We start from the raw sequence: 18,348 nt of genomic DNA, 5'->3' as shown, positions 1-18,348 counted from the left end.
TCCGGGGCGGCGACGGACTCTCAGGTCATGACAGACACCAACGCCAAAGTCGCCGTGGTCACCGGAGCCTCGCAGGGCATCGGGGCCGCCACCGTCGCCGCCTACCGCAAGCTCGGCTGGTCGGTCGTCGCCACCTCGCGCGGCATCACGCCGTCGGACGATCCTGGTGTGCTCGCCGTGCCCGGCGACATCACCGACCCGTCCGTCGGGCCGCGCGTGATCGAGGCCGGGCTGCGCGAGTTCGGCCGGATCGACACGCTGGTCAACAACGCCGGCATCTTCGTCGCCAAGCCGTTCACCGCGTACGACGGCTCGGACTTCCGCTCGATGATCGACATCAACCTGGGCGGCTTCTTCGCCATCACCCAGCCCGCGGTCGAGGCCATGCTCGCCGGTGAAGGCGGCCACGTCGTCACCATCACCACGTCGCTGACCGACCACGCCAACAGCAGCCTCGCCTCCGCGCTGGCCTCGCTCACCAAGGGCGGCCTCAACTCGGCGACGAAGGCCCTGGCGATCGAGTACGCGACCAGGGGCGTCCGGTTCAACGCGGTGTCGCCCGGTGTCATCAGCACCCCGATGCACCCGGCCGAGACGCACGACTTCCTGAAGGCGCTGCACCCGGTGGGCCGGATGGGCGCCGTCAGCGACATCACCGACGCCATCCTGTTCCTGGAGAACGCGCCCTTCGTCACCGGCGAGATCCTGCACGTGGACGGTGGTCAGAGTGCCGGCCACTGACATCCTGCGCTCGCTGCTGGACGAGTGGCGCCAGGCGATCGGCGACCACCGTCCGTCCGATGTGGCCGCGCTGTTCACCGAGGACGCCGTCTTCCAGGGCCTGCGCCCGTACAGCGTCGGCCGGGACGGGGTGGAGGCGTACTACGCCGCCCAGCCTGTGGGCATGACCGTGGCGTACGAGGTGATGGAAACCCGCGACCTCGGGCCGGACGCAGTGCTCGGCTGGGTCGGCGCCGACTTCAGCTTCACCGACCGGGAGCCGATCGGCCTCAACCTGACCGTGGTGGCCCGCAACACCGGCGAGGGCTGGCGGTTCGCGCACTACCACGTCTCGCCGCGCCCGTGAGAGACCCGGCCGGGCGACCTCGGGGCCGCCCGGCCGGTGCTTTCCTCAGCTTTGGAAGTGGTCGAACGTCCAAGTGCGCGAGCCGAACACGACACACAACGGCGTCGTGCCGCTGAGCGTGTAGTACATCTTCATCTTCTTACGCGTGTCCGGGCCGTAGACCCCGTCGGCGCCGGTGACCATCTTGCCCTGGGCGTAGATGAGCGCGTTCTTGGTCAGCTGCCCGAAGTCGCCGTCGGTGGTGAGGCTGCGCTGGTAGCAGATGTTCAGGTTCATCTGCAGGCCCCACACCGCCGTGCTGTTGTTGCCCTTGGCCAGCACGCAGTTGGTGCTGCCGCTCGAGGTGACCGGCACGTAGTTGGCCTGGTATCCGCCCGAGACGAACTGGGCGGCCCGGGTGCACGAGACGGCCGCGAGCGGAGCCGGATCGGCCGACGCCGGACCGGCGCCGACGGCCAGGCCGGCCAGCAGGACCGCGATCAGGACCGCGAGCCGGGTGAACGTTGTGCGCATGACGATTCCTTCCCCCGTTGGTGGATCTATCGGCCGCAATCTATGCGTTGACGACCGCGGCCGGGGGCCAGCGTCCTTGATCAGACAGCTCGGCCGGGTCTCGGCCGCCCTACGCTGCGGGGATGACGTCGCTGACGGACTTCCTGCCCACGACGGAACTGGGCCGGCTCACTCCCGCCCAGCGGCGGCTGATCGTCGAGCAGGCGCTGCTGGTGCTCGAGCAGAACTACGCGCTGCTGCCGTTCAAGGTGGCCCGCTACGGCATCAATCCGTTGCAGCGCCTGCGATTGCTGCAGCAGCGCCTCGGGCGCGACGGCGATCCGGAGCTCGAATGGCGGATGCACCGCGAGCTGCTCGACGTCTTCAACTCGCTGCGCGACCTGCACACCCGCTACACGCTGCCGGTGCCGTTCAACGGTGTCGCGGTGTTCCTGCCGTTCCTGCTCAAAGAGTTCACCGAGGACGGGCGCCGGCGCTACCTGGTCAGCCGGCGGCAGGCCGGTCAACCCGAGCTGGACGACCCGTCGTTCCGGTTCGGGGTCGAGGTGACGCACTGGAACGGCGTGCCGATCGCGCGGGCGATCGAACGCTTCGGCGAGGGGCTGCCGGGGGCCAACGCGGACGCGCGGCATGCCCGAGCCGTGCAGATGTTCACCGTACGGTCGCTGGCCTTCGCCGCCCCGCCCGACGAGGAATGGATCACGCTGGGCTATCGGGACGCCGGCGACCAGCCCCGCGAGACCCGGATGACCTGGAGCGCCACGCCGATCGAGACCGCCACCGGGTCGACCGCCGACACCCCGCTCGGCGTCGACGTCGAGGGCGCCCAGCTGGCCCGGCTGCGCGCCGAACTGTTCGCGCCGGCCGCGCTGGCCGGCCGGCCCGCCGCCGACAGCCCCGAGGTCGTGCCGGTCGAACCCGAGCTGACCACCGTGTTCGAGGCCCGCCGGGTCGCCGTCGGCGGGCGCACGATCGGGCACCTGCGCATCCGCACGTTCATGCCGACCGCGAGCGGGATCGTCGGCTTCGTGCGGGAGTTCGCCCGCCTGCTGACCGCGCTGCCCCCGGACGGTCTGGTGCTCGACGTGCGCGGCAACGGCGGCGGCGCGGTCGTCGCGGCCGAGCTGTGCCTGCAGGCGCTGACCGCGCGCCCGGTCGAGCCCGAGCCGGCCCAGTTCGCGGTGACCGCGCTCAACCTGCGCCTGTGCCGCACCAACGACAGCCTGCGGCCGTGGCTGAAGTCGATGGATCAGTCGCTGGAATGCGGCGCGCCCTACACGGCCGGCATCCCGTTCACCGAGCGCGAATGGCTCGAGGCGGTGCCGCAGTCGTACTCCGGGCCGATCGTGCTGCTGACCGACGCCCGCTGCTACTCGGCCACCGACATCTTCGCGGCCGGTTTCCAGGACAACGGGATCGGCCGGGTGCTCGGCGCCGACGGCAACACCGGGGCCGGCGGCGGCAACGTGTGGCAGCTGGGCGACCTCATCGGCGCGCTGGCCGGCCAGAACGACAGCCCGTTCCGGGCGCTGCCGCTGGGCGCCGGCCTGTCGCTGGTGATCCGGCGCATGCTGCGGGTGGGGGCCAACGCGGGCACCCCGCTCGAGGACTACGGCGTGGTGCCCGACGAGGTGCACCACTCGACCCGGCGCGACATCCTGGAGGACGACGCCGACCTGATGGCGGCCGCGGCCGAGCTGCTCGAGAAGTCGCCGCCGCGCCGCTTCGACGTGACGCTGTCCGAGGCCGGCGGCTCGATCACCGCCGTCCTCACGGTGCTGGGCGCCGACCGGGCCGACTTCGAGGTGGACGGCCGCCCCCGCTACAGCGCCGACCTGAACGGCCCGGGCCCGATCGAGGTGGCCAACTGCGGCGGCGCCCGCCTGGTCCGAGTGCGCGGCTACGACAAGGGCGACCTGGTAGCCCTGCGCACCTTCACCCGCCGCGGCGAAACCCTGCAGCCACTGGAGACGCTGGCTGATTAAAGCCAGCCGGCCGGCGCGCTCGCGGGAGCGCCGGCCCCGGCCGGTAGCGCGGCACAGGTCCGCCGGTAGGGCCACGCCTCGCCGACGAACGCGTCCCACTCCTCCTGGCTGAGGTTGCGCCCGGCCCGCTCGCAGGCGAGGGCCGTCCAGGACGCCGGCGACAGATCCCAGAAGACCAGCGCGTCGGAAATTCCGAAGCAGCAGGCCGCCGAGACCAGCGTGGCGCCGTCCGAAGTGAACGTGAGCGCTCCCGTTCCGCTCTGCTGCAGCGGGATGCCGAGCGGGGTCCGTCGGCGCACGTCCCACAGCACGACGGCGCTGTTGTAGCCCTGCGCCGCCACCGTGCTGCCGTCCGGGCTCAAAGCGATAGCCGCCACCTGCGAGCCCGGCAGGGTCAGCGGCGCGCCGACCCGGGTCGCGGAGGCGACCTCCCAGAGCGCGACAGTGTGGTCCTCACTGCCCGAGGCGACCAACTTGGAAGCGGCGTCGAAGGCCAGCCCGGTGATAGGTCCAGTGTGGCCGGTCAACTGTTTCTGAACGCGAAGCGGGTTCTGCTCCCACAGGGTGATGCGAGCGTCGACGCCGGCGGTGGCAAGGGTCCGGCCGTCCGGCGAGACGGCGACCGCCGACACCGCGCACAACTCGCAGAAGGACGCGGGCGGCGCCGGGGTGGCCACCGGATCGCCCAGTGGCTTCCCGGTGGTGGCGTCCCAGGCCTGCACCCGGCCGTCGCCGTATCCGGTGATCAAAGTCCGGCTGTCCGCCGTGAAGGCGACCGCCGAAACGCCGGAGTCGCCCCCGGCGCTCAGCGGTTCGCCCTTCAGCCGGCGGGTGCCGAGATCCCACAGCACCGCCCGTCCCTCGACGCCGGTCGCCGCCAGCATCCGGCCGTCCGGGCTGAAGGCCACGTCGTCGAGCCCGCCCTCACCGCCCGAGACCAGCAGCCCGGCCGCCTCCCGGCGCCGGGCGTCCCACAGCAGCACCTGACCCTTGTTCGCGGGCGTGGCCAGCAGTGTGCCGTCCGGGCTGAAAGCGGCATCGCCGAAACCGTCGCCGCGAGCCACCGTCTGTCCGAGGCGGGGCGGCTCGCGCAGGTCCACGATCACCGTGGCCGCGCTGAAGGTGCCGATGGCGAGGCTGCGGCCGTCCGGCGCGTAGGCCAGCGTCTGTATCGACCCGTTGTTGCTGGACATGACGTCCGAGCTGGTGCGAGCCACCGGATCCCAGACCGTGACCGTCAGCGGGTCGATGGCAGCCACTTCCCGGCCGTCGGGGCGGAAAGCCACCTGATCGGCCGGTCGGGCGCTGGGCAGCGGAATACTGATCGGCTCGCCCCGCCGCACGTCCCACGCCTGGATGCCGCCATCCGCCAGCAACGTCGCGAGACGGTCGCCGGCCCGGTCGAACGTCACCGAGCGCGGCTCCACGCCCCACGGCGCGCTGAGCGTCCGCAGCCGGACCCGGCGGACGACATCCCACAACTCGACCTCGCCCGGCCGGGCCAAGGCCAGGGTTCGGTTGTCCGCGCTGAAGGCGACGCCGGTGATGTCGCCACGACCGGCGGGGAGGGCGCGGCCGGCGGGCCGGTCTCGCCAGACGTCCCAGATTTCGATCTCGCGGCCGGCAATACGGGCCGCCCGCGTGCCGTCAGGACTGAACGCGCTCACAACGGTGCCGAAGGTGCGCCGGGAGATCGCAGTTCCGCCCGCCACGTCGAGGCGGAACAGCATGCCGTTGTGAAAGGCCACGGCGACACTCTTCTTGTCCGGGCTGACCGCGACGGCCGTCGCGTCGCCGCCCACTTGCAGATCGAAGGTGGCCAGCCGCTTGCCCGAGCGGGGATCCCAGACCAGCACGCCCGAGTTGTTCAGCCCGCTGACCAGCACCGAGCCGTCGGGGTGCCAGGCCAGCGCGGTCACCGCGTTCTGACCGGTCGGGTTGTCGGCGACCAGCGTCCGGGTGGCCGCGGTCCGGTTCTGCACGGCCGCCAGCAGCGCGCTGCGGGCCTCGGCGGTCGGCGAGACGTGCGTCGCCTGTACGCCCAGCAGCAGCGCCCGTTCGGGAGCCGTCCGCAGATTGACCGTCGACTCGGCGGCGAGTTGCCGGGAAGTGGCCAGCCGCGCCTGTTCCTGGGCTGCGGCCCGCTCGGTGCGGGCCTGGTCCCGCTGATCGGCGGCGATGTACGCGGCCAGACCAGCCACCATGAGCAGTGCGGTCAGCACGGCGACGGCGCTGCGGGCCAGCCACAACGCGCGCCGGTGCTGGCGGACGTCCTCGCCGATCAGGGCGTCCCGGGCCCGCTCGTGCACGGCCGCGGCCAGGTCGGCCACCCGCTCGCGGAACAGCGGATTGTGCAACGACACGTCCTCGGCGACACGAGCCCAGCCGAGGTCGACGTGGCGCGGCTCCTCGGGAAAGACGCCGTGCAGAGCGGGCGGTACGGCCGTGCTGAGCGAGCGGTCGAAGTCGCCGGCGGCCGCGTCCCAGACGAGTTCACCCTCGGTCAGCACGAGCAGCAGGGTGGCCGGCGACCGATGCTCCAGCCACCAGCGGATCTCTCGCTCGACCCAGTGCGACGCCGCCGCCCGGGGCGACGCCAGCAGCACGAAGTACCGAGAAGTGGAGAGCGCCCGCTCGATCGACTCCCAGAGCGCGGCCGTGGCCGGCAAGCTGGCGTCGTCGCGGAACACGCGCAGGGCCCGCACCCGGTACCAGGGCCGGGCGAAGCGGTGCAGGGCGAGTTGCAGCGCCGGGGCCAGCTTGCCGTCCGCCGCGTGGCTGTAGGAGATGAAGGCGTCGTATGCGTCCTCGGCGCCTCGGGCGAGCGGTTCATGGCGTCATCGGTACGCCGGTGGACCGCCCCCGTCCCGGCTTGGATCCAAGATCCGACATCTGGTCACCGCAGCGCGACGAGGGCGGCCGCGTGGACGCCGGGGGCGGCGGCCACATAGCCGTCGCTGGTGATCTGCCACGGCTGGCCGTCGAGGTCGGTGACCGTGCCGCCGGCCTCCAGCACTAGCAGCACGGGCGCGATGTGGGAGCGCAGGTTCTCGAACTGCCAGTGCACGTCCATGCGGCCGGCGGCGACCTGGGCGAGTTGCTGGCCGACCGGGACTGACGCTCGCACGTACAAGGCGCTGCGCATCATGGCGGCGATGGCGTCACCGGCCCGGCGGGCGTGCGCGGGGTCGCGGGTCGGCTGGGCCTGGCCCGTGCCGGTGAGGGCGAGCGACAGGTCGGTCTTGGCCGAAACCCTTGCCGGTACGTCGTTCAGGAACGCGCCTTCGCCGGCGATCGCGGTGAACGTCTCGCCGGCCACGGGCGCGTGGAGCACGGCCAGCGCCGGGCGGCCGTCGCGGACCAGGCTGACGCCGACGTTCCAGTCGGCCAGGCTCTGCACCGCGTTCATGTTGCCGCCGACCGGGTCGACGACCCACCAGTCGCCGCCGGGCATCGGACCCGAGCCGTGCTCGTCGTCGGACCACCGCGAGCCGGGCAACGCGGCGAGCAGGGCCGGGCGGAGCACATCGGACACGGCTTCGTCGTTGGCCCGGAGCGCCGCGAACAGGTCGGTCGAGGTGGTCGGTGGGGTCTCGGGACGCGTGACCCGGGTGGCGGCGGCCCGGACGGCTTCGACGGTTGCGGTCATCAGTTTCTGCATGCTTCGACTGTCGGCCCGGCTCAGCGTTAAGTCCAGTGCAACGTCGTTAGACTACGATTTACCGTCGTGCAACTGGATCTGAATCTGCTGACCGTGCTGGACGCGCTGCTCGAGGAGGGCAGCGTGGCCGGGGCGGCGCAGCGGCTGCGGTTGTCGTCGCCGGCGGTCAGCCGCAGCCTCGGGCGGCTGCGACGGCTCACGGGCGACGACATTCTCGTGCGCACCGGGCGGACCATGACCCCTACGCCGTACGCGCTGGCCGTTCGCGACGAGGTCGGTGAGCTGCTTCGACGTACACGGGTGGTGCTGGCGCCGAGCCGCGAGCTCGACCTGGCCGGGCTCGACCGCGTGTTCACCTTGCAGTGCCACGACGCCCTGGCCACCGCGCTCGCGCCGCCGCTGCTGGCCGACATGGGCGCGCAGGCTCCGGGCGTACGGCTGCGATTCCTGGCCGAGGCGGCAGCCGACACCGACGAGCTGCGGCACGGGCGGGTCGACCTCGCGATCGGGGCCGGCGAGCCGGCGCTGCCCGAGATCCGGCACGAGACGGTGGGGCACGACCGTTTCGTCGCCGTGCTGCGCGAGCATCAGCCGCTGGATCTCGCAGCCTACGCTTCACGGCCGCATGTGCTGATCTCGCGCCGCGGCCGCCTCACCGATCCGGTCGACGCCGTCCTCGAAGCACACGGCCGGCAGCGCCGGGTGCTCGCCGCCGTCGGCACGACCGCCGCCGCGGCGCACATCGTGGCCACCAGCGAAGCCGTGCTGACCGCGCCCGAGCTCACCTGGCGCCCCCTGGCCGAGGCGTTCGGGCTGGCCACCGTCCCGTTGCCGTTCGCCCTGCCGGATCCGCCGATCGTGTGTGCCTGGCATCAGCGCTACGACAGCGACCCGGCCCACGCGTGGCTGCGCGAACGGGTCAGCGAAGCATTCACCACCATCCTTACGATCGGGGCGTGCTGACAAATATCCTGCCGCCGCCCGGGTTACCACGACGGCTGGCCACCCAGTCGGCGGTGCTGGGGATCGGCAGCGGCACCTATCTGACCGGCAGCGTCGTCTTCTTCACGCTCTACGTCGGGCTGACGCCGGTGCAGGTCGGGCTGGGCTTCTCGCTGGCCGGACTGATCGGCCTGGTCGGCTCGCTGCCGCTGGGCCACCTGGCCGACCGGATCGGCGGGCAACGGGCCTGGGTGATCGGGGCGCTGGCCGGGGCGGCGGCCTTCGCGGCCTACCCGCTGACCGGCGGCTTCTGGACCTTCCTGCTGGTCATCGCGGCCGAAGCGACGGCCGACACGCTGGCCAACTCGGGTCGGATGGTCTACATCGCGGCAGCCGTCGGGCGTGAGGACCGGGTACGCACGATGGCCTTCAACCGGGCGTACCTCAATGTGGGTTTCACCGTCGGCTCGGGCCTCGGCGCGGCGGCGCTGGCCCTCGACTCGCGCGCCGGCCTGCTGACCTTGGTGCTGGCCAACGCGGTGGGGCTCGTGCTCAACGCGATCTTCGTGGCCCGCATGCCGGCCGTGGCGCCGCTCGAGGAGACGGCCGGCCCGCGGCCCAGCCCGTGGGGTGTGCTGCGCGACCACCCGTACACCGCGCTGGCCGGCCTGTTCGGCGTGCTGTGGCTCAACGCGACACTGTTCGGCGAGGTGATCCCGCTGTGGGCGATCACCATGACCGACGCCCCGAAGCCGCTGCTGGGCGCGCTGTTCGCCCTGAACACGGTGATGGCCGTGGCCCTGCAGGTGCGGGCCACCCGCGGCGCCGACAGCATCGCGGGCTCGGCCCGCCTGCTGCGCTGGGCCGCCCTGGCCAGCGTCGTCGCCTGCCCGGTGGTCGGCCTGACCTCCTCGACCCACGGCTGGGTGACGATCGGCCTGCTGGCCCTGTCGATCGTGCTGGTCACCACCACCGAACTGTGGTTGTCCGGCGCCCAGTGGTTCCTGCAGACCGAGGTGCCCCCACCCGACCAGCGCGGCGCCTACATGGGCGCCAGCAAGTCGGTCGGCGGCGTCCCGAAGACGCTGGGCCCGGCCGCCCTGACCTTCCTGGCCATCCACACCGGCGCCTGGGGCTGGTGGCTGATCGCCGCCATCTTCGTGCTGGCCGCGGTCGCCGCCGGCCCGATCGTGGCCTGGGTCGCCCGCACTCCTCGCAACGGCTACTTGATCCAGCCTGCGACCATCCAGCGGTGATCGTTCTGCTGGCCGTCCTGGTGGCCGTGGTGCTGGTGGGGCACCGGTTCATCCCGGCCGGCGGCATCGTCGAGACGTTCCTGCCGTGGCTCGGCCTGACCATCCCGATGCTGGCCCTGCTCGCCTGGCGCCGCCGCCCGGCGGTGTCCCTGCCGGCCGTGCTGCTGCCGCTGATCGCCTGGTTCGCGCTGTTCGGGCCGGCCCTGCTGCCCGGCGACGACGGCCACGACCTGATCGCCGTACAGCACAACGCGAGCGACGAGAACCGCGACCCGGCCGGCACGGTCCGCGAACTGCTGCGCGTCTCCCCCGACTTGGTGGCGCTCAGCGAAGTCCTTCCGGAGGCCCTTCCGGTGTACGACGAGGCCTTCGGAACGGCCTACCCGTACCGGGCCGCACACGGCACGGTCGCGCTCTGGTCCCGCCACCCGCTCACCGAGGACGCGCCGCTCGACATCCGCCCGTCCGCCTTCGGCCCCGACTGGAACCGCGGCCTGCGCGCCGTAGCCCGAACCCCCCACGGCGACGTCGCCGTCTATGTGGCCCACCTGCCGTCCGTACGCATGGGCCTGACGGGTTTCGCCACCACACCCCGCGACGAAAGCGCCGTCCGCCTGGGCGCCGCGCTGAAGGCCGAACCCCTCGACCACGTGCTGCTGCTGGGCGACCTGAACGCCACCGTCCAGGACCGCGGCCTGCGCCCGATCACCAACCAGCTCGACACCCACCCGGCGTTCGCCTTCAGCTGGCCCGCGAAGGCCCCGGTGGCCCGAATAGACCAGATCCTCGCCCGCGGCCTGACCGTGACGTCCCTGTGGTCCCTCCCCCGCACCGGCAGCGACCACCTGCCCGTCGCCGCCCACCTCAGGTTCTAGCCCACACCGGCAACGGACCAAGTCGATGAGCTTTACCCGGAAGATAGGCTGGCGTGAAGATGTACCGATTCCGAACGCGGCTGCGGACGTTGCTGCCCTTCGCGCTGATCGGGCTCGTGCCCAAGGGCAGGCGCGACTGCGGCGACCACGAGTGGTACCGGCAGGAGGGCGATGTCTACCGCTGTTACCACTGCGCCGCCGGGGTCAGGCGGCACCTCGCCGGATGACGACGGCGGAAACCTCAACTAGCCCGGCCGGCGGCCGAACGTTGGCGGCTGTAGCTGAGCGCGTCGTCGGAGGGTGAGGGCTGTGGTCGCACCGCATGTGGTGGGTAACCGGTTGGGGCTCGGGGTCGAGGTCCGGGTCAGCCCGGCCGTGGCCGCGTTGCTGCCCGGGTCGTACGGGCACGTCTCCGACATCCGCTATGACGCGACTCGGGGCGAGCTGGAGTACGAGGTTCGTTTCGCGGCGGCCGACCTCGAGCGGTTCTACATCCCCGAGGGCGAGGACCGCTTCTGGTACCGCCTCAACCAGCTCGACGTGGCGGCCTAACCGACGTCCTGGACGAGCACCGTCAGCGCCCGGCTGACGGTGCCGCCGGCCGGGATGTGCAGGGGCTTCTCGTAGGCCAGGGCGGCGCAGACCCCGATGTACTCCTCGGTTCGCACGAACCAGCGGTCGTCGTCGGCCAGGCCCCTGAACGTCAGCGCGTAGCTGTCGTCGACGGTCACGGTCAGAGTTTCGGCGGTGCTGCCGTTGGGCTCGGACGCGACGGCCCGGCCGGGTGGGCAGCGCCAGAAGAAGCCGCCGTAGCCGGCTCCCCCGGTGCGGCCGTTGGTAGCGGGACTGCCGATGGTCACCGGCTGATCGGTGGGCGCCGTCAACGCGTACCGGAACGAAAGCTCCCACCCGCCAGGCGCGAGCGACTCGGTGATTTCACGCTGCTCCGTCATGACGGTGTGCCCGTTGCCGTCGCACCACTTCAGGCCGTCCGCGGACGGGCGGATGCTGCCGTGGTCGTCGAGCCACGTGTAGCCCTGATCGCGCACGTACGTCCGGCCGCCCCAGAAGTTCCAGCCGTTCACGTCGGCCAGGGTCACCGACGCGCCCAGGTGCCATGGGTGGTCGAAGCACAATTCGTCCGTGACGACAGTGCCGCCCAACGTGCGTACGGGATGAAGGTAGGGGCGCGGGGCTAGACGGATGTCCAGCTGCGGGTCGGTGACATAGGTGGCGTGGTCGAGTCTCACGCGACGGCCGCCTCGTAGCCGGCGATCGCCTCGGCCAGCACGTCGGCGCCGGGCCGGGCCCACACCTCTTCGTTGAACACCTCGACCTCGACAAAACCATCGAACCCGGTTTCCCGTACGGCGTGGGCGAACCGCCGCATGTCGACCGACCCGGTCCCCGGCAATCCGCGGCCCAGCAGCACCCCCGCCGGAAGCGGCGTGATCCAGTCGGCCAGCTGGAACGACGCCAACCGGTCCTCACGACCGGCCCGCGCTATCCCGTCCCACACCTTGTCGTCCCACCAGAGGTGGTACGTGTCGATGACCACCCCGACCGCGGCCGCCGGATAAGGCGCGGCCAGATCGAGCGCCTGGTCGAGTGTCGCCACCACGCACCGGTCCGAGCAGAACATCGGGTGCAGCGGCTCGATGGCCAGACGGACGCCCGCGGCCTGCGCGTCCGGCACCAAAGCACCGATCGCCTCGCCGATGTGCCTGCGCGCGCCGTCGATGTCGCGACTTCCGTCGGGCAGGCCGCCACTGACCAGTACCAAAGTGTCGGTGCCCAGGGTTGCGGCCTGGTCGATCGCGCGCCGGTTCTCGTCGTACCAGTCGGGCTGCTGGAAGAAGCCGCCCCGGCACAGCGACGTGACGGTCAGCCCGGCCTCCCGGACCAGGGCGGCCGCCTTCTCGGTCCCGTACTCGGAAACCTCTTCGCGCCACAGCCCGAGCGCCTCGACGCCGGCCTCGACGCAGCCCGCCACCAACTCGTCGAGCGGCCACCGTTTGGTCGTGGCCTGATTCAGCGAGAAGCCCCTCATGCCAGCCCCACCGTCGTCAGCCACGCGTCGGCCCGATGTTGCGCGAGCTCGGCGTCCGGCAGCAGCCCAGCCTCGTCGGCCAGCCGCATCAGCGTCAGCAGGTGCTGCGGCGAGCGGCCCGACTGGGCGCCGTTCACCATCGTCAGGTGGTCCTGATGGCCGGCCAGCCAGTTCAGGAAGACGATCCCGGTCTTGTAGTGATAGGTCGGCGCGGCGAACAGGTGGCGGGCCAGCGGCAGTGTCGGGCCGAGAATTTTCTCGTACGTCGTCACGTCGCCCACGTCCAGAGCCCGGAGAGCAGTCGCGGCGGGCGGGGCGATCACGGCGAGCACACCGAGCAACGCCTCCGAGTGGCCCTGTTCGTCGCCGCGGATGAGCGCCGGATAGTTGAAGTCGTCGCCGGTGTACATCCGCACGCCCGCGGGCAGCCGCCGGCGCATCGCGATCTCGTAGTCCGCGTCGAGCAGCGACAGCTTGATGCCGTCGATCCGGTCCCGGTGCTCGTCGATGATTTCCAGTACGGTCTCGTGCCGCCCCCAGTAGCCGGCCAGCGCGGGGTCGAACGCCTCGCCGAGCCAGTGCAGCAGCACCGGCTTGTCCGACTGGGTCAGCAGTTCGCCGTACACCCGCTTGTAGTCGTCGGCGTCGCGGGCCGCCGCGGCCAGATGCCGGCTGCACATCAGCACGGGTGTCGCGCCGGCGTCCCGTACGTCGTGCAGTTGCTCCAGATAGGCCTTCGTGATTTCGTCGATCGTGGCCGGGCCGGGCGGCAGCTGGTCGGTGCCGACGCCGGCCACGATGGCCCCGCCGACCGAGCGGGCCTCGGCCGCGCTGCGCCGGATCAGCTCGCGGGTGGCCGGGTAGTCGAGGCCGGCGCCGCGCTGGGCGGTGTCCATGGCCTCGGCCACCCCGAACCCGTACGACCACAGGTGGTGCCGGAACCGCAGGGTCGTCTCCCAGTCGAGGGCGGCCGGCGCGCCCGGGATGTTCTCGGCGCGCTGGTCGGCGGTGACGGGCGCGGCGGCGTACGCGATCCGGCTCTTGAACGGCTTCTTGACCGTGAATTCGCTGCCCCGGCCGCTGAACCTCATCGGCCCAGCTCCGGGATCTCGAGGCGGCGGCCCTCGCGCGACGACTGCAGGCCCAGCTCGGCCACCTGCACGCCGCGCGCGCCCGCCCACAGGTCGCCCGTGTAGGGGCCGTCCTCGGCGACGTAGCGCAGGAACTGCTCCCACTGTGCGCGGAAGCCGTTCACGAAGACCTCGTTGTCGGGAACCTCTTGCCACTGATCGCGGAAGCGCTGCGCGGTCGGCACGTCCGGATCCCACACCGGCTTCGGCGTGCCCGCGCGGGGCTGGATGCGGCAGTGGTGCAGGCCGGCCACCGCGCTGCCGTGCGTGCCGTCGACCTGGAACTCGACGAGCTCGTCGCGATTGACCCGTACGGCCCACGACGAGTTGATCTGCGCGATGATCCCGCCGTCCAGCTCGAACAGGCCGTACACCGCGTCGTCGGCGGTCGCCGCGTACGGCTGGCCGGCCTCGTCCCAGCGCTCGTCGATGTGCGTCACCGAGCGCGCCGTGACCGCGTTGACCGGGCCGAAGATCTGCTCGAGGACGTAGTGCCAGTGCGGGAACATGTCGAGCGTGATGCCGCCGCCGTCGGCCGCGCGGTAGTTCCACGAGGGACGCTGCGCCCCCTGCCAGTCGCCCTCGAAAACCCAATAACCGAATTCCCCGCGTACGGAGAGGACGCGCCCGAAGAAGCCGCCGCGCACCAGCCGGTGCAGCTTCTGCAGCCCGGGCAGGAACAGCTTGTCCTGCACCACGCCGTGCTTGATGCCGGCCTCGTCCGCGGTGCGCGCCAGGTCGACCGCCTCGGCCAGACTCTCGGCGACCGGCTTCTCGGTGTAGATGTGCTTGCCGGCCTCGATCGCGGCGCGCAACGCCTTGACCCGGGCCGAGGTGACCTGCGCGTCGAAGTAGACCTGCACGTCGGGGCGGGCCAGGGCGGCGTCGAGGTCGGTGGTCCAGTCGGTGAGGCCGTGTTGCTCGGCCAGGGTGCGCAGCTTGGCCTCGCTGCGGCCGACCAGCACCGGCTCGGGCCACAGCACGGTGCCGTCGCGCAGCGGCAGGCCGCCGTCCTGCCGGATGGCCAGGATCGAGCGGATCAGGTGTTGTCGCAGGCCCATGCGGCCGGTGACGCCGTTGAGGACGATGCCGAGGGGAGTGCGGTCCATGTCTTCGTTGCCTCCGGCCGGGGGTGGAAAGCGTTGAGGTAAGCGCTTTCCTGTTACCGTACGGGGCGTGCCGCCGGGCGGGCAAGACCGGCGGCGGTATCCTCGGCTTCTTCGGATCTCGGTGGGGGTGGGCGTGGCTACCTTGGCGGACGTGGCCCGCCGGGCCGGGGTGTCCACCGCGACCGCCTCCCGGATCATCAACGGCAGCTCGAAACCGGTGACCGACGAGCTGCGGGCCCGGGTGCTGGCGGCGGTGGCCGAGCTGCGCTACGTGCCCAACGCGCACGCCCAGATGCTGGCCCGCTCCAACCGCAACGCGGTCGGCGTGCTCGTGCACGACGTCTCCGACCCGTACTTCGCCGAGATCACCAGGGGCCTGCAACGTGTCGCCACGGCCCACGGCCGGCTGGTCATCATCTGCAACACGTTCCGCGAGCCGGCCCGCGAACTCGAATACATCGACCTGCTGCACGCCCACCAGGTCGCCGCGATCGTGGTGGCCGGTTCGGGCTACCTGTCGTCGGACGACGAGACCGAACTGCACGACCGCATGACCGCCTTCGAGACCACCGGCGGCCGCATAGCCGTGATCGGCCGCCACTCCCACACGTCGGACGCGGTGCTGCCGGCCAACGAAGAGGGCGGCTACCTGGCCGGCGCCCACCTGTTCGAGCTGGGCCACACCGCGGTCGGCGTGGTCGCCGGCCCGGCCGCCCTGACCACCACGGCCGACCGCCTGGCCGGCCTGCACCGCGCGGCCGAAGCGCACGGCCGGCGCCTCGAAGTGGTCCACGCCGACTTCACCCGCGACGGCGGCGAGGCCGCGACGGCCAAGCTGCTGGCCGAACATCCCGGCCTGACCGCGGTGGCCGCGCTCAACGACTCGATGGCCGTAGGCGCCCTGGCCGCGATGCGCAGCGCCGGCCGCAACCTTTCGGTGGTCGGCTTCGACGACATGCCGATAGCCCGCGACGTCACTCCGGCCTTGACTTCCGTACGCCTCCCCCTGACCCAGCTGGGCGAGCGAGCCATGGAACTGGCCCTGACCCCGCCGGCCGATTCAGCCCCGCGCGTCGAGCACATCCCGGCCGAACTGATCCGCCGCGAAAGCACCTGGCCCCTCACCCGGCCGTCCTGAACGCTTCCGGTCAGGCGGGACGGCCCACAACGTCGTCGGCGACCCGCAGCCAGTGCTGATAGGCCGTGCCGAAGGGTTCGGCGCGAGCGGTGAGGGCGGCGGTGAGGTGTTCGGCCGTGGCCCGGGCCCGGGTAACCAGGTCGGCGGGGTAGGCGTACATTTCGGCGTTCGCTTGGAATTCGTCCTCATCCAGCAGGACCACCCGGCCGTCGCGGGCGCGCTGCACGTCCAGGTCAAGGTCGGTCATCACCACCGTGCCGGGGTCCGGCCACGCGGGCGGCGTGACGACGTCGCAGTAGACGTCCCAGGGGCTGGGCCGCGCAAAGAAGATGGCGTTCCACCACTGCCCAACTGGCACAAGCCGCACAGTCAGATGCGGAGTGACAAAGTCACGGCCGGCCGCCACCGAGTGCACCACCGTCCCAGCCGGCGCGACAAGCCAGGTGCCGTGCTCATCCTGACCCAGCCGCCGCATCATCTGCTTCCGGTGCGGCCGCCCGGTGTACTTGTCGAGAATGACCTCAACGTCCTCCGGGCCGGGGATGTCCTCACTGCCAACCGGCCCGTGCATGACCTCGCCTCCGACCGGGCCGTCGACGACCTCGCCATCAACCGGGCCTTGCACGACCTCGCCGCGGGCCGCGCCCTGGACGACCTCAATGTCGGCCGGACCTTCGGTGATCTCTCCGCCGATCGAGCCATGGACGACCTCCCCGCCGGTCGGGCCGTGGACGACCTTCGCGCCGGTCGGGTCGTGGATGACGAGCCGGGATCGGTGGCCGGTGAACGTGGTCTTGAGCAGGTGGAGCTCGCGGTTGTCGCGGCTGAACCAGCCGCGGCGGTCGACGTGGATGATCAGGGCGTCGTGGTCGTCGATGAGCTCGGAGATTCCCCCGGCCTGGAGGGTGTCGGCCCACGCGTCGAGGTTGCGGCCGAACCACGGAGGCAGGCCGCACGGAACGGCGACCGCGTCCCAGAAGTCGTCGAGCGTCTCGATGCGCCGGCCGCGCAGGTCGACGACCAGATCCCCCGCCATACCGACAGCCTAGGACATTGACCTATCTCGATGACATCACCTAACGTGCCGCAGGAAAGGCCTTACCTAGCGTAGATCTGACGGAGGGTGACATGCGCCGGAGGACATTTCTGGGGATCACGACAGGAGCGGTCGCCGCGGCCACGACGCTCACCGGGCGGGCCGCTTCGGCCGCCCCGAGCGCCACCGGCGGCGACCTCGCCGCGGTCGGCGACTTGGCCGCGTCCGGCCCGGCGTGCCACGTCATTGTCGCGGGCGACGGCAGCGGAGACTTCGCCGGCATTCAGGAGGCGGTGGATGCCGCACCCGTCGCAAGCGGATCGCCGTTTGTCATCGGTGTGCGACCCGGCACGTACATGGGAAGGGTTGTCATCGGCGCCGACTGGCCGCCGATCAACCTGGTCGGGCTCGGACGGCGGCCGCACGACGTGGTGATCGCCGACGACCGGGCCAACGGGACGCCCAACCCGGCCGGCGGCACGTGGGGCACCACCGGCAGCGCTTCGGTGACTGTGGACGGCGCGGATTTCCGGGCCCACAACCTGACTTTTGCCAACCTGTTCGACGAGGCGGCTCACCCCGAGATCACCAACCGCCAGGCCGTCGCCGTACTGACCCGCGGCGACCGGGCGGCGTTCTCGCGGGTGCGGTTCCTCGGAAACCAGGACACGCTCTACGCCAACAGCGCCGCCGCCACCACGATCGCCCGGGCCTACTTCCGCGAGTGCTACATCGAGGGCGACGTGGACTTCATCTTCGGCCGGGCCACCGCCGTCTTCGACCGCTGCCGTGTCCATTCGCTCAACCGAGGCTCAAATCCGAACGGCTACGTGACAGCACCGAGCACCGACATCACCAACCCGCACGGTTTCCTGTTCGCGCGTTGCACGTTCACGTCCGACGCCCCACCGGCAACGGTCTTCCTCGGCCGCCCCTGGCATCCCAGCCAGGACCCGAACGCCATCGGCCAAACCGTCATCCGCGACTCGCGCATGGACGCGCACATCGGCCCCACACCATGGAGCGATTTCGGCACCTGGCCCTGGCGCGACGCCCGCTTCGCCGAATACCGCAACTACGGCCCAGGCGCCATCGCCTCCCCCGACCGCCCCCAGCTGACCCCCACAGAAGCCAGCACCCAAACGATCCCCGCTTTCCTGCGCGGCCCCGACAACTGGTCCCCCGACCGCCACCTGTGACCGCATCACCCAACGCGCCAAAACCGCCGGCGACCCCAGACGCGCGCCCGAACAACGCGCACGTCCGCTCAAACCGCGCGAACTCGAGCGACGCGAACACCTTCGCTCAAACCGCGCGAACTCGAGCGACGCGAACACCTTCGCTCAACCCACGCACAGTTGAGCGACGTGCGCACGTTAGCTCAACGTGCACACAGTTGAGCGACGCGCGCACGTTAGCTCAACGTGCACACAGTTGAGCGACGCGCGCACGTTAGCTCAACCTGCACACAGTTGAGCGACGCGAACACCTTCGCTCAAACCGCGCAAACTTGAGCGACGCGCGCACGTTCGCTCAACCTGTGCGCGCTTGAGCGATCAGTTGTCA

The 18,348-nt window shown here is 71.4% G+C and carries 18 protein-coding genes; 10 read left to right on the top strand and 8 right to left on the bottom strand.

The genetic code is table 11. From position 1 onward, the window contains the following. The first annotated feature begins 27 nt into the window (after positions 1 to 27). Both OWR29_RS09755 and OWR29_RS09750 read left to right on the top strand, forming a co-directional pair. Complete coding sequence (locus OWR29_RS09755; protein WP_267562259.1) at positions 28 to 741, top strand: SDR family NAD(P)-dependent oxidoreductase; 714 nt, start codon at positions 28 to 30, stop codon at positions 739 to 741. Continuing rightward, entirely contained in the window at positions 728 to 1,087 is a 360-nt protein-coding gene (locus OWR29_RS09750) for an SgcJ/EcaC family oxidoreductase (RefSeq protein WP_267562258.1), read from the top strand. The genes OWR29_RS09755 and OWR29_RS09750 overlap by 14 nt, the downstream gene beginning before the upstream one ends. 45 nt (positions 1,088 to 1,132) lie before the next feature. On the opposite strand, the gene OWR29_RS09745 is transcribed toward OWR29_RS09750, so the two are convergent. Beyond that, positions 1,133 to 1,600, bottom strand: coding sequence for a peptidoglycan-binding domain-containing protein (locus OWR29_RS09745; protein WP_267562257.1), 468 nt, complete (start codon positions 1,598 to 1,600; stop codon positions 1,133 to 1,135). 122 nt (positions 1,601 to 1,722) lie between these two features. Between OWR29_RS09745 and OWR29_RS09740 the strand changes: the two genes are divergently transcribed. Next, positions 1,723 to 3,585 carry a S41 family peptidase gene (locus OWR29_RS09740; protein WP_267562256.1) on the top strand — a complete coding sequence of 621 codons (1,863 nt, stop codon included), beginning with the start codon at positions 1,723 to 1,725 and terminating at the stop codon, positions 3,583 to 3,585. Here the strand turns inward: OWR29_RS09740 and OWR29_RS09735 are convergent. Beyond that, entirely contained in the window at positions 3,582 to 6,374 is a 2,793-nt protein-coding gene (locus OWR29_RS09735; RefSeq protein ID WP_267562604.1) for a WD40 domain-containing protein, read from the bottom strand. The two genes, OWR29_RS09740 and OWR29_RS09735, sit on opposite strands and share 4 nt — an antisense overlap. A 107-nt stretch (positions 6,375 to 6,481) precedes the next feature. After that, entirely contained in the window at positions 6,482 to 7,246 is a 765-nt protein-coding gene (locus tag OWR29_RS09730) for an inositol monophosphatase family protein (RefSeq protein ID WP_267562255.1), read from the bottom strand. Between the two features lie 66 nt (positions 7,247 to 7,312). Between OWR29_RS09730 and OWR29_RS09725 the strand changes: the two genes are divergently transcribed. From OWR29_RS09725 to OWR29_RS09705, 5 genes are all read left to right on the top strand, one after another. After that, positions 7,313 to 8,209 (top strand): LysR family transcriptional regulator, encoded by an 897-nt coding sequence (locus OWR29_RS09725; protein ID WP_267562254.1) that lies wholly within the window; start codon positions 7,313 to 7,315, stop codon positions 8,207 to 8,209. Beyond that, positions 8,203 to 9,444: an MFS transporter gene (locus OWR29_RS09720; protein WP_267562253.1), complete on the top strand. Its 1,242-nt coding sequence runs from the start codon at positions 8,203 to 8,205 to the stop codon at positions 9,442 to 9,444. The genes OWR29_RS09725 and OWR29_RS09720 overlap by 7 nt, the downstream gene beginning before the upstream one ends. Beyond that, positions 9,441 to 10,319 carry an endonuclease/exonuclease/phosphatase family protein gene (locus OWR29_RS09715; RefSeq protein WP_267562251.1) on the top strand — a complete coding sequence of 293 codons (879 nt, stop codon included), beginning with the start codon at positions 9,441 to 9,443 and terminating at the stop codon, positions 10,317 to 10,319. The genes OWR29_RS09720 and OWR29_RS09715 overlap by 4 nt, the downstream gene beginning before the upstream one ends. Before the next feature lie 53 nt (positions 10,320 to 10,372). Next, entirely contained in the window at positions 10,373 to 10,546 is a 174-nt protein-coding gene (locus OWR29_RS09710) for a hypothetical protein (RefSeq protein ID WP_267562249.1), read from the top strand. 82 nt (positions 10,547 to 10,628) lie between these two features. Further along, positions 10,629 to 10,871, top strand: coding sequence for a hypothetical protein (locus OWR29_RS09705; RefSeq protein WP_267562248.1), 243 nt, complete (start codon positions 10,629 to 10,631; stop codon positions 10,869 to 10,871). Here the strand turns inward: OWR29_RS09705 and OWR29_RS09700 are convergent. Genes OWR29_RS09700 through OWR29_RS09685 form a run of 4 tightly spaced genes read right to left on the bottom strand, consistent with a single transcriptional unit; the run spans position 10,868 to position 14,608 of the window. Next, positions 10,868 to 11,569 carry a DUF6807 family protein gene (locus OWR29_RS09700; RefSeq protein ID WP_267562247.1) on the bottom strand — a complete coding sequence of 234 codons (702 nt, stop codon included), beginning with the start codon at positions 11,567 to 11,569 and terminating at the stop codon, positions 10,868 to 10,870. The two genes, OWR29_RS09705 and OWR29_RS09700, sit on opposite strands and share 4 nt — an antisense overlap. Beyond that, positions 11,566 to 12,369, bottom strand: coding sequence for a sugar phosphate isomerase/epimerase family protein (locus OWR29_RS09695; RefSeq protein ID WP_267562246.1), 804 nt, complete (start codon positions 12,367 to 12,369; stop codon positions 11,566 to 11,568). Before OWR29_RS09695 ends, OWR29_RS09700 begins: the two co-directional genes overlap by 4 nt. Then, positions 12,366 to 13,460: a dihydrodipicolinate synthase family protein gene (locus OWR29_RS09690; protein ID WP_267562245.1), complete on the bottom strand. Its 1,095-nt coding sequence runs from the start codon at positions 13,458 to 13,460 to the stop codon at positions 12,366 to 12,368. The genes OWR29_RS09695 and OWR29_RS09690 overlap by 4 nt, the downstream gene beginning before the upstream one ends. Beyond that, positions 13,457 to 14,608: a Gfo/Idh/MocA family protein gene (locus OWR29_RS09685; RefSeq protein WP_267562243.1), complete on the bottom strand. Its 1,152-nt coding sequence runs from the start codon at positions 14,606 to 14,608 to the stop codon at positions 13,457 to 13,459. Before OWR29_RS09685 ends, OWR29_RS09690 begins: the two co-directional genes overlap by 4 nt. A gap of 133 nt (positions 14,609 to 14,741) precedes the next feature. On the opposite strand from OWR29_RS09685, the gene OWR29_RS09680 reads away from it, so the two are divergent. Beyond that, the gene (locus OWR29_RS09680) at positions 14,742 to 15,746 is read left to right on the top strand and encodes a LacI family DNA-binding transcriptional regulator (protein WP_267562242.1); all 1,005 of its coding nucleotides are present in this window, start codon (positions 14,742 to 14,744) and stop codon (positions 15,744 to 15,746) included. A gap of 10 nt (positions 15,747 to 15,756) precedes the next feature. Here OWR29_RS09680 and OWR29_RS09675 read toward each other — a convergent pair whose 3' ends face one another. Further along, positions 15,757 to 16,782: a DUF402 domain-containing protein gene (locus OWR29_RS09675; protein WP_267562241.1), complete on the bottom strand. Its 1,026-nt coding sequence runs from the start codon at positions 16,780 to 16,782 to the stop codon at positions 15,757 to 15,759. Between the two features lie 92 nt (positions 16,783 to 16,874). Between OWR29_RS09675 and OWR29_RS09670 the strand changes: the two genes are divergently transcribed. Beyond that, positions 16,875 to 17,981, top strand: coding sequence for a pectinesterase family protein (locus OWR29_RS09670; RefSeq protein ID WP_267562240.1), 1,107 nt, complete (start codon positions 16,875 to 16,877; stop codon positions 17,979 to 17,981). The last annotated feature ends 367 nt before the right edge of the window (positions 17,982 to 18,348 follow it).

Origin of the sequence: Paractinoplanes pyxinae (assembly GCF_026626335.1) — a bacterium.
Classification (GTDB): domain Bacteria; phylum Actinomycetota; class Actinomycetes; order Mycobacteriales; family Micromonosporaceae; genus Actinoplanes; species Actinoplanes pyxinae.
Note: the sequence above shows the minus strand (reverse complement) of the source record. Positions and strands in the feature narration are given on the sequence as shown.

What these genes read in the sequence shown, in the direction of transcription:
- OWR29_RS09755 (WP_267562259.1), top strand. Translation starts at nt 28, where the DNA reads ATGACAGACACCAACGCCAAAGTCGCCGTGGTCACCGGAGCCTCGCAG.
- OWR29_RS09745 (WP_267562257.1), bottom strand. Translation starts at nt 1,600, where the DNA reads ATGCGCACAACGTTCACCCGGCTCGCGGTCCTGATCGCGGTCCTGCTG.
- OWR29_RS09740 (WP_267562256.1), top strand. Translation starts at nt 1,723, where the DNA reads ATGACGTCGCTGACGGACTTCCTGCCCACGACGGAACTGGGCCGGCTC.
- OWR29_RS09730 (WP_267562255.1), bottom strand. Translation starts at nt 7,246, where the DNA reads ATGCAGAAACTGATGACCGCAACCGTCGAAGCCGTCCGGGCCGCCGCC.
- OWR29_RS09695 (WP_267562246.1), bottom strand. Translation starts at nt 12,369, where the DNA reads ATGAGGGGCTTCTCGCTGAATCAGGCCACGACCAAACGGTGGCCGCTC.
- OWR29_RS09690 (WP_267562245.1), bottom strand. Translation starts at nt 13,460, where the DNA reads ATGAGGTTCAGCGGCCGGGGCAGCGAATTCACGGTCAAGAAGCCGTTC.
- OWR29_RS09685 (WP_267562243.1), bottom strand. Translation starts at nt 14,608, where the DNA reads ATGGACCGCACTCCCCTCGGCATCGTCCTCAACGGCGTCACCGGCCGC.
- OWR29_RS09675 (WP_267562241.1), bottom strand. Translation starts at nt 16,782, where the DNA reads ATGGCGGGGGATCTGGTCGTCGACCTGCGCGGCCGGCGCATCGAGACG.
- OWR29_RS09670 (WP_267562240.1), top strand. Translation starts at nt 16,875, where the DNA reads ATGCGCCGGAGGACATTTCTGGGGATCACGACAGGAGCGGTCGCCGCG.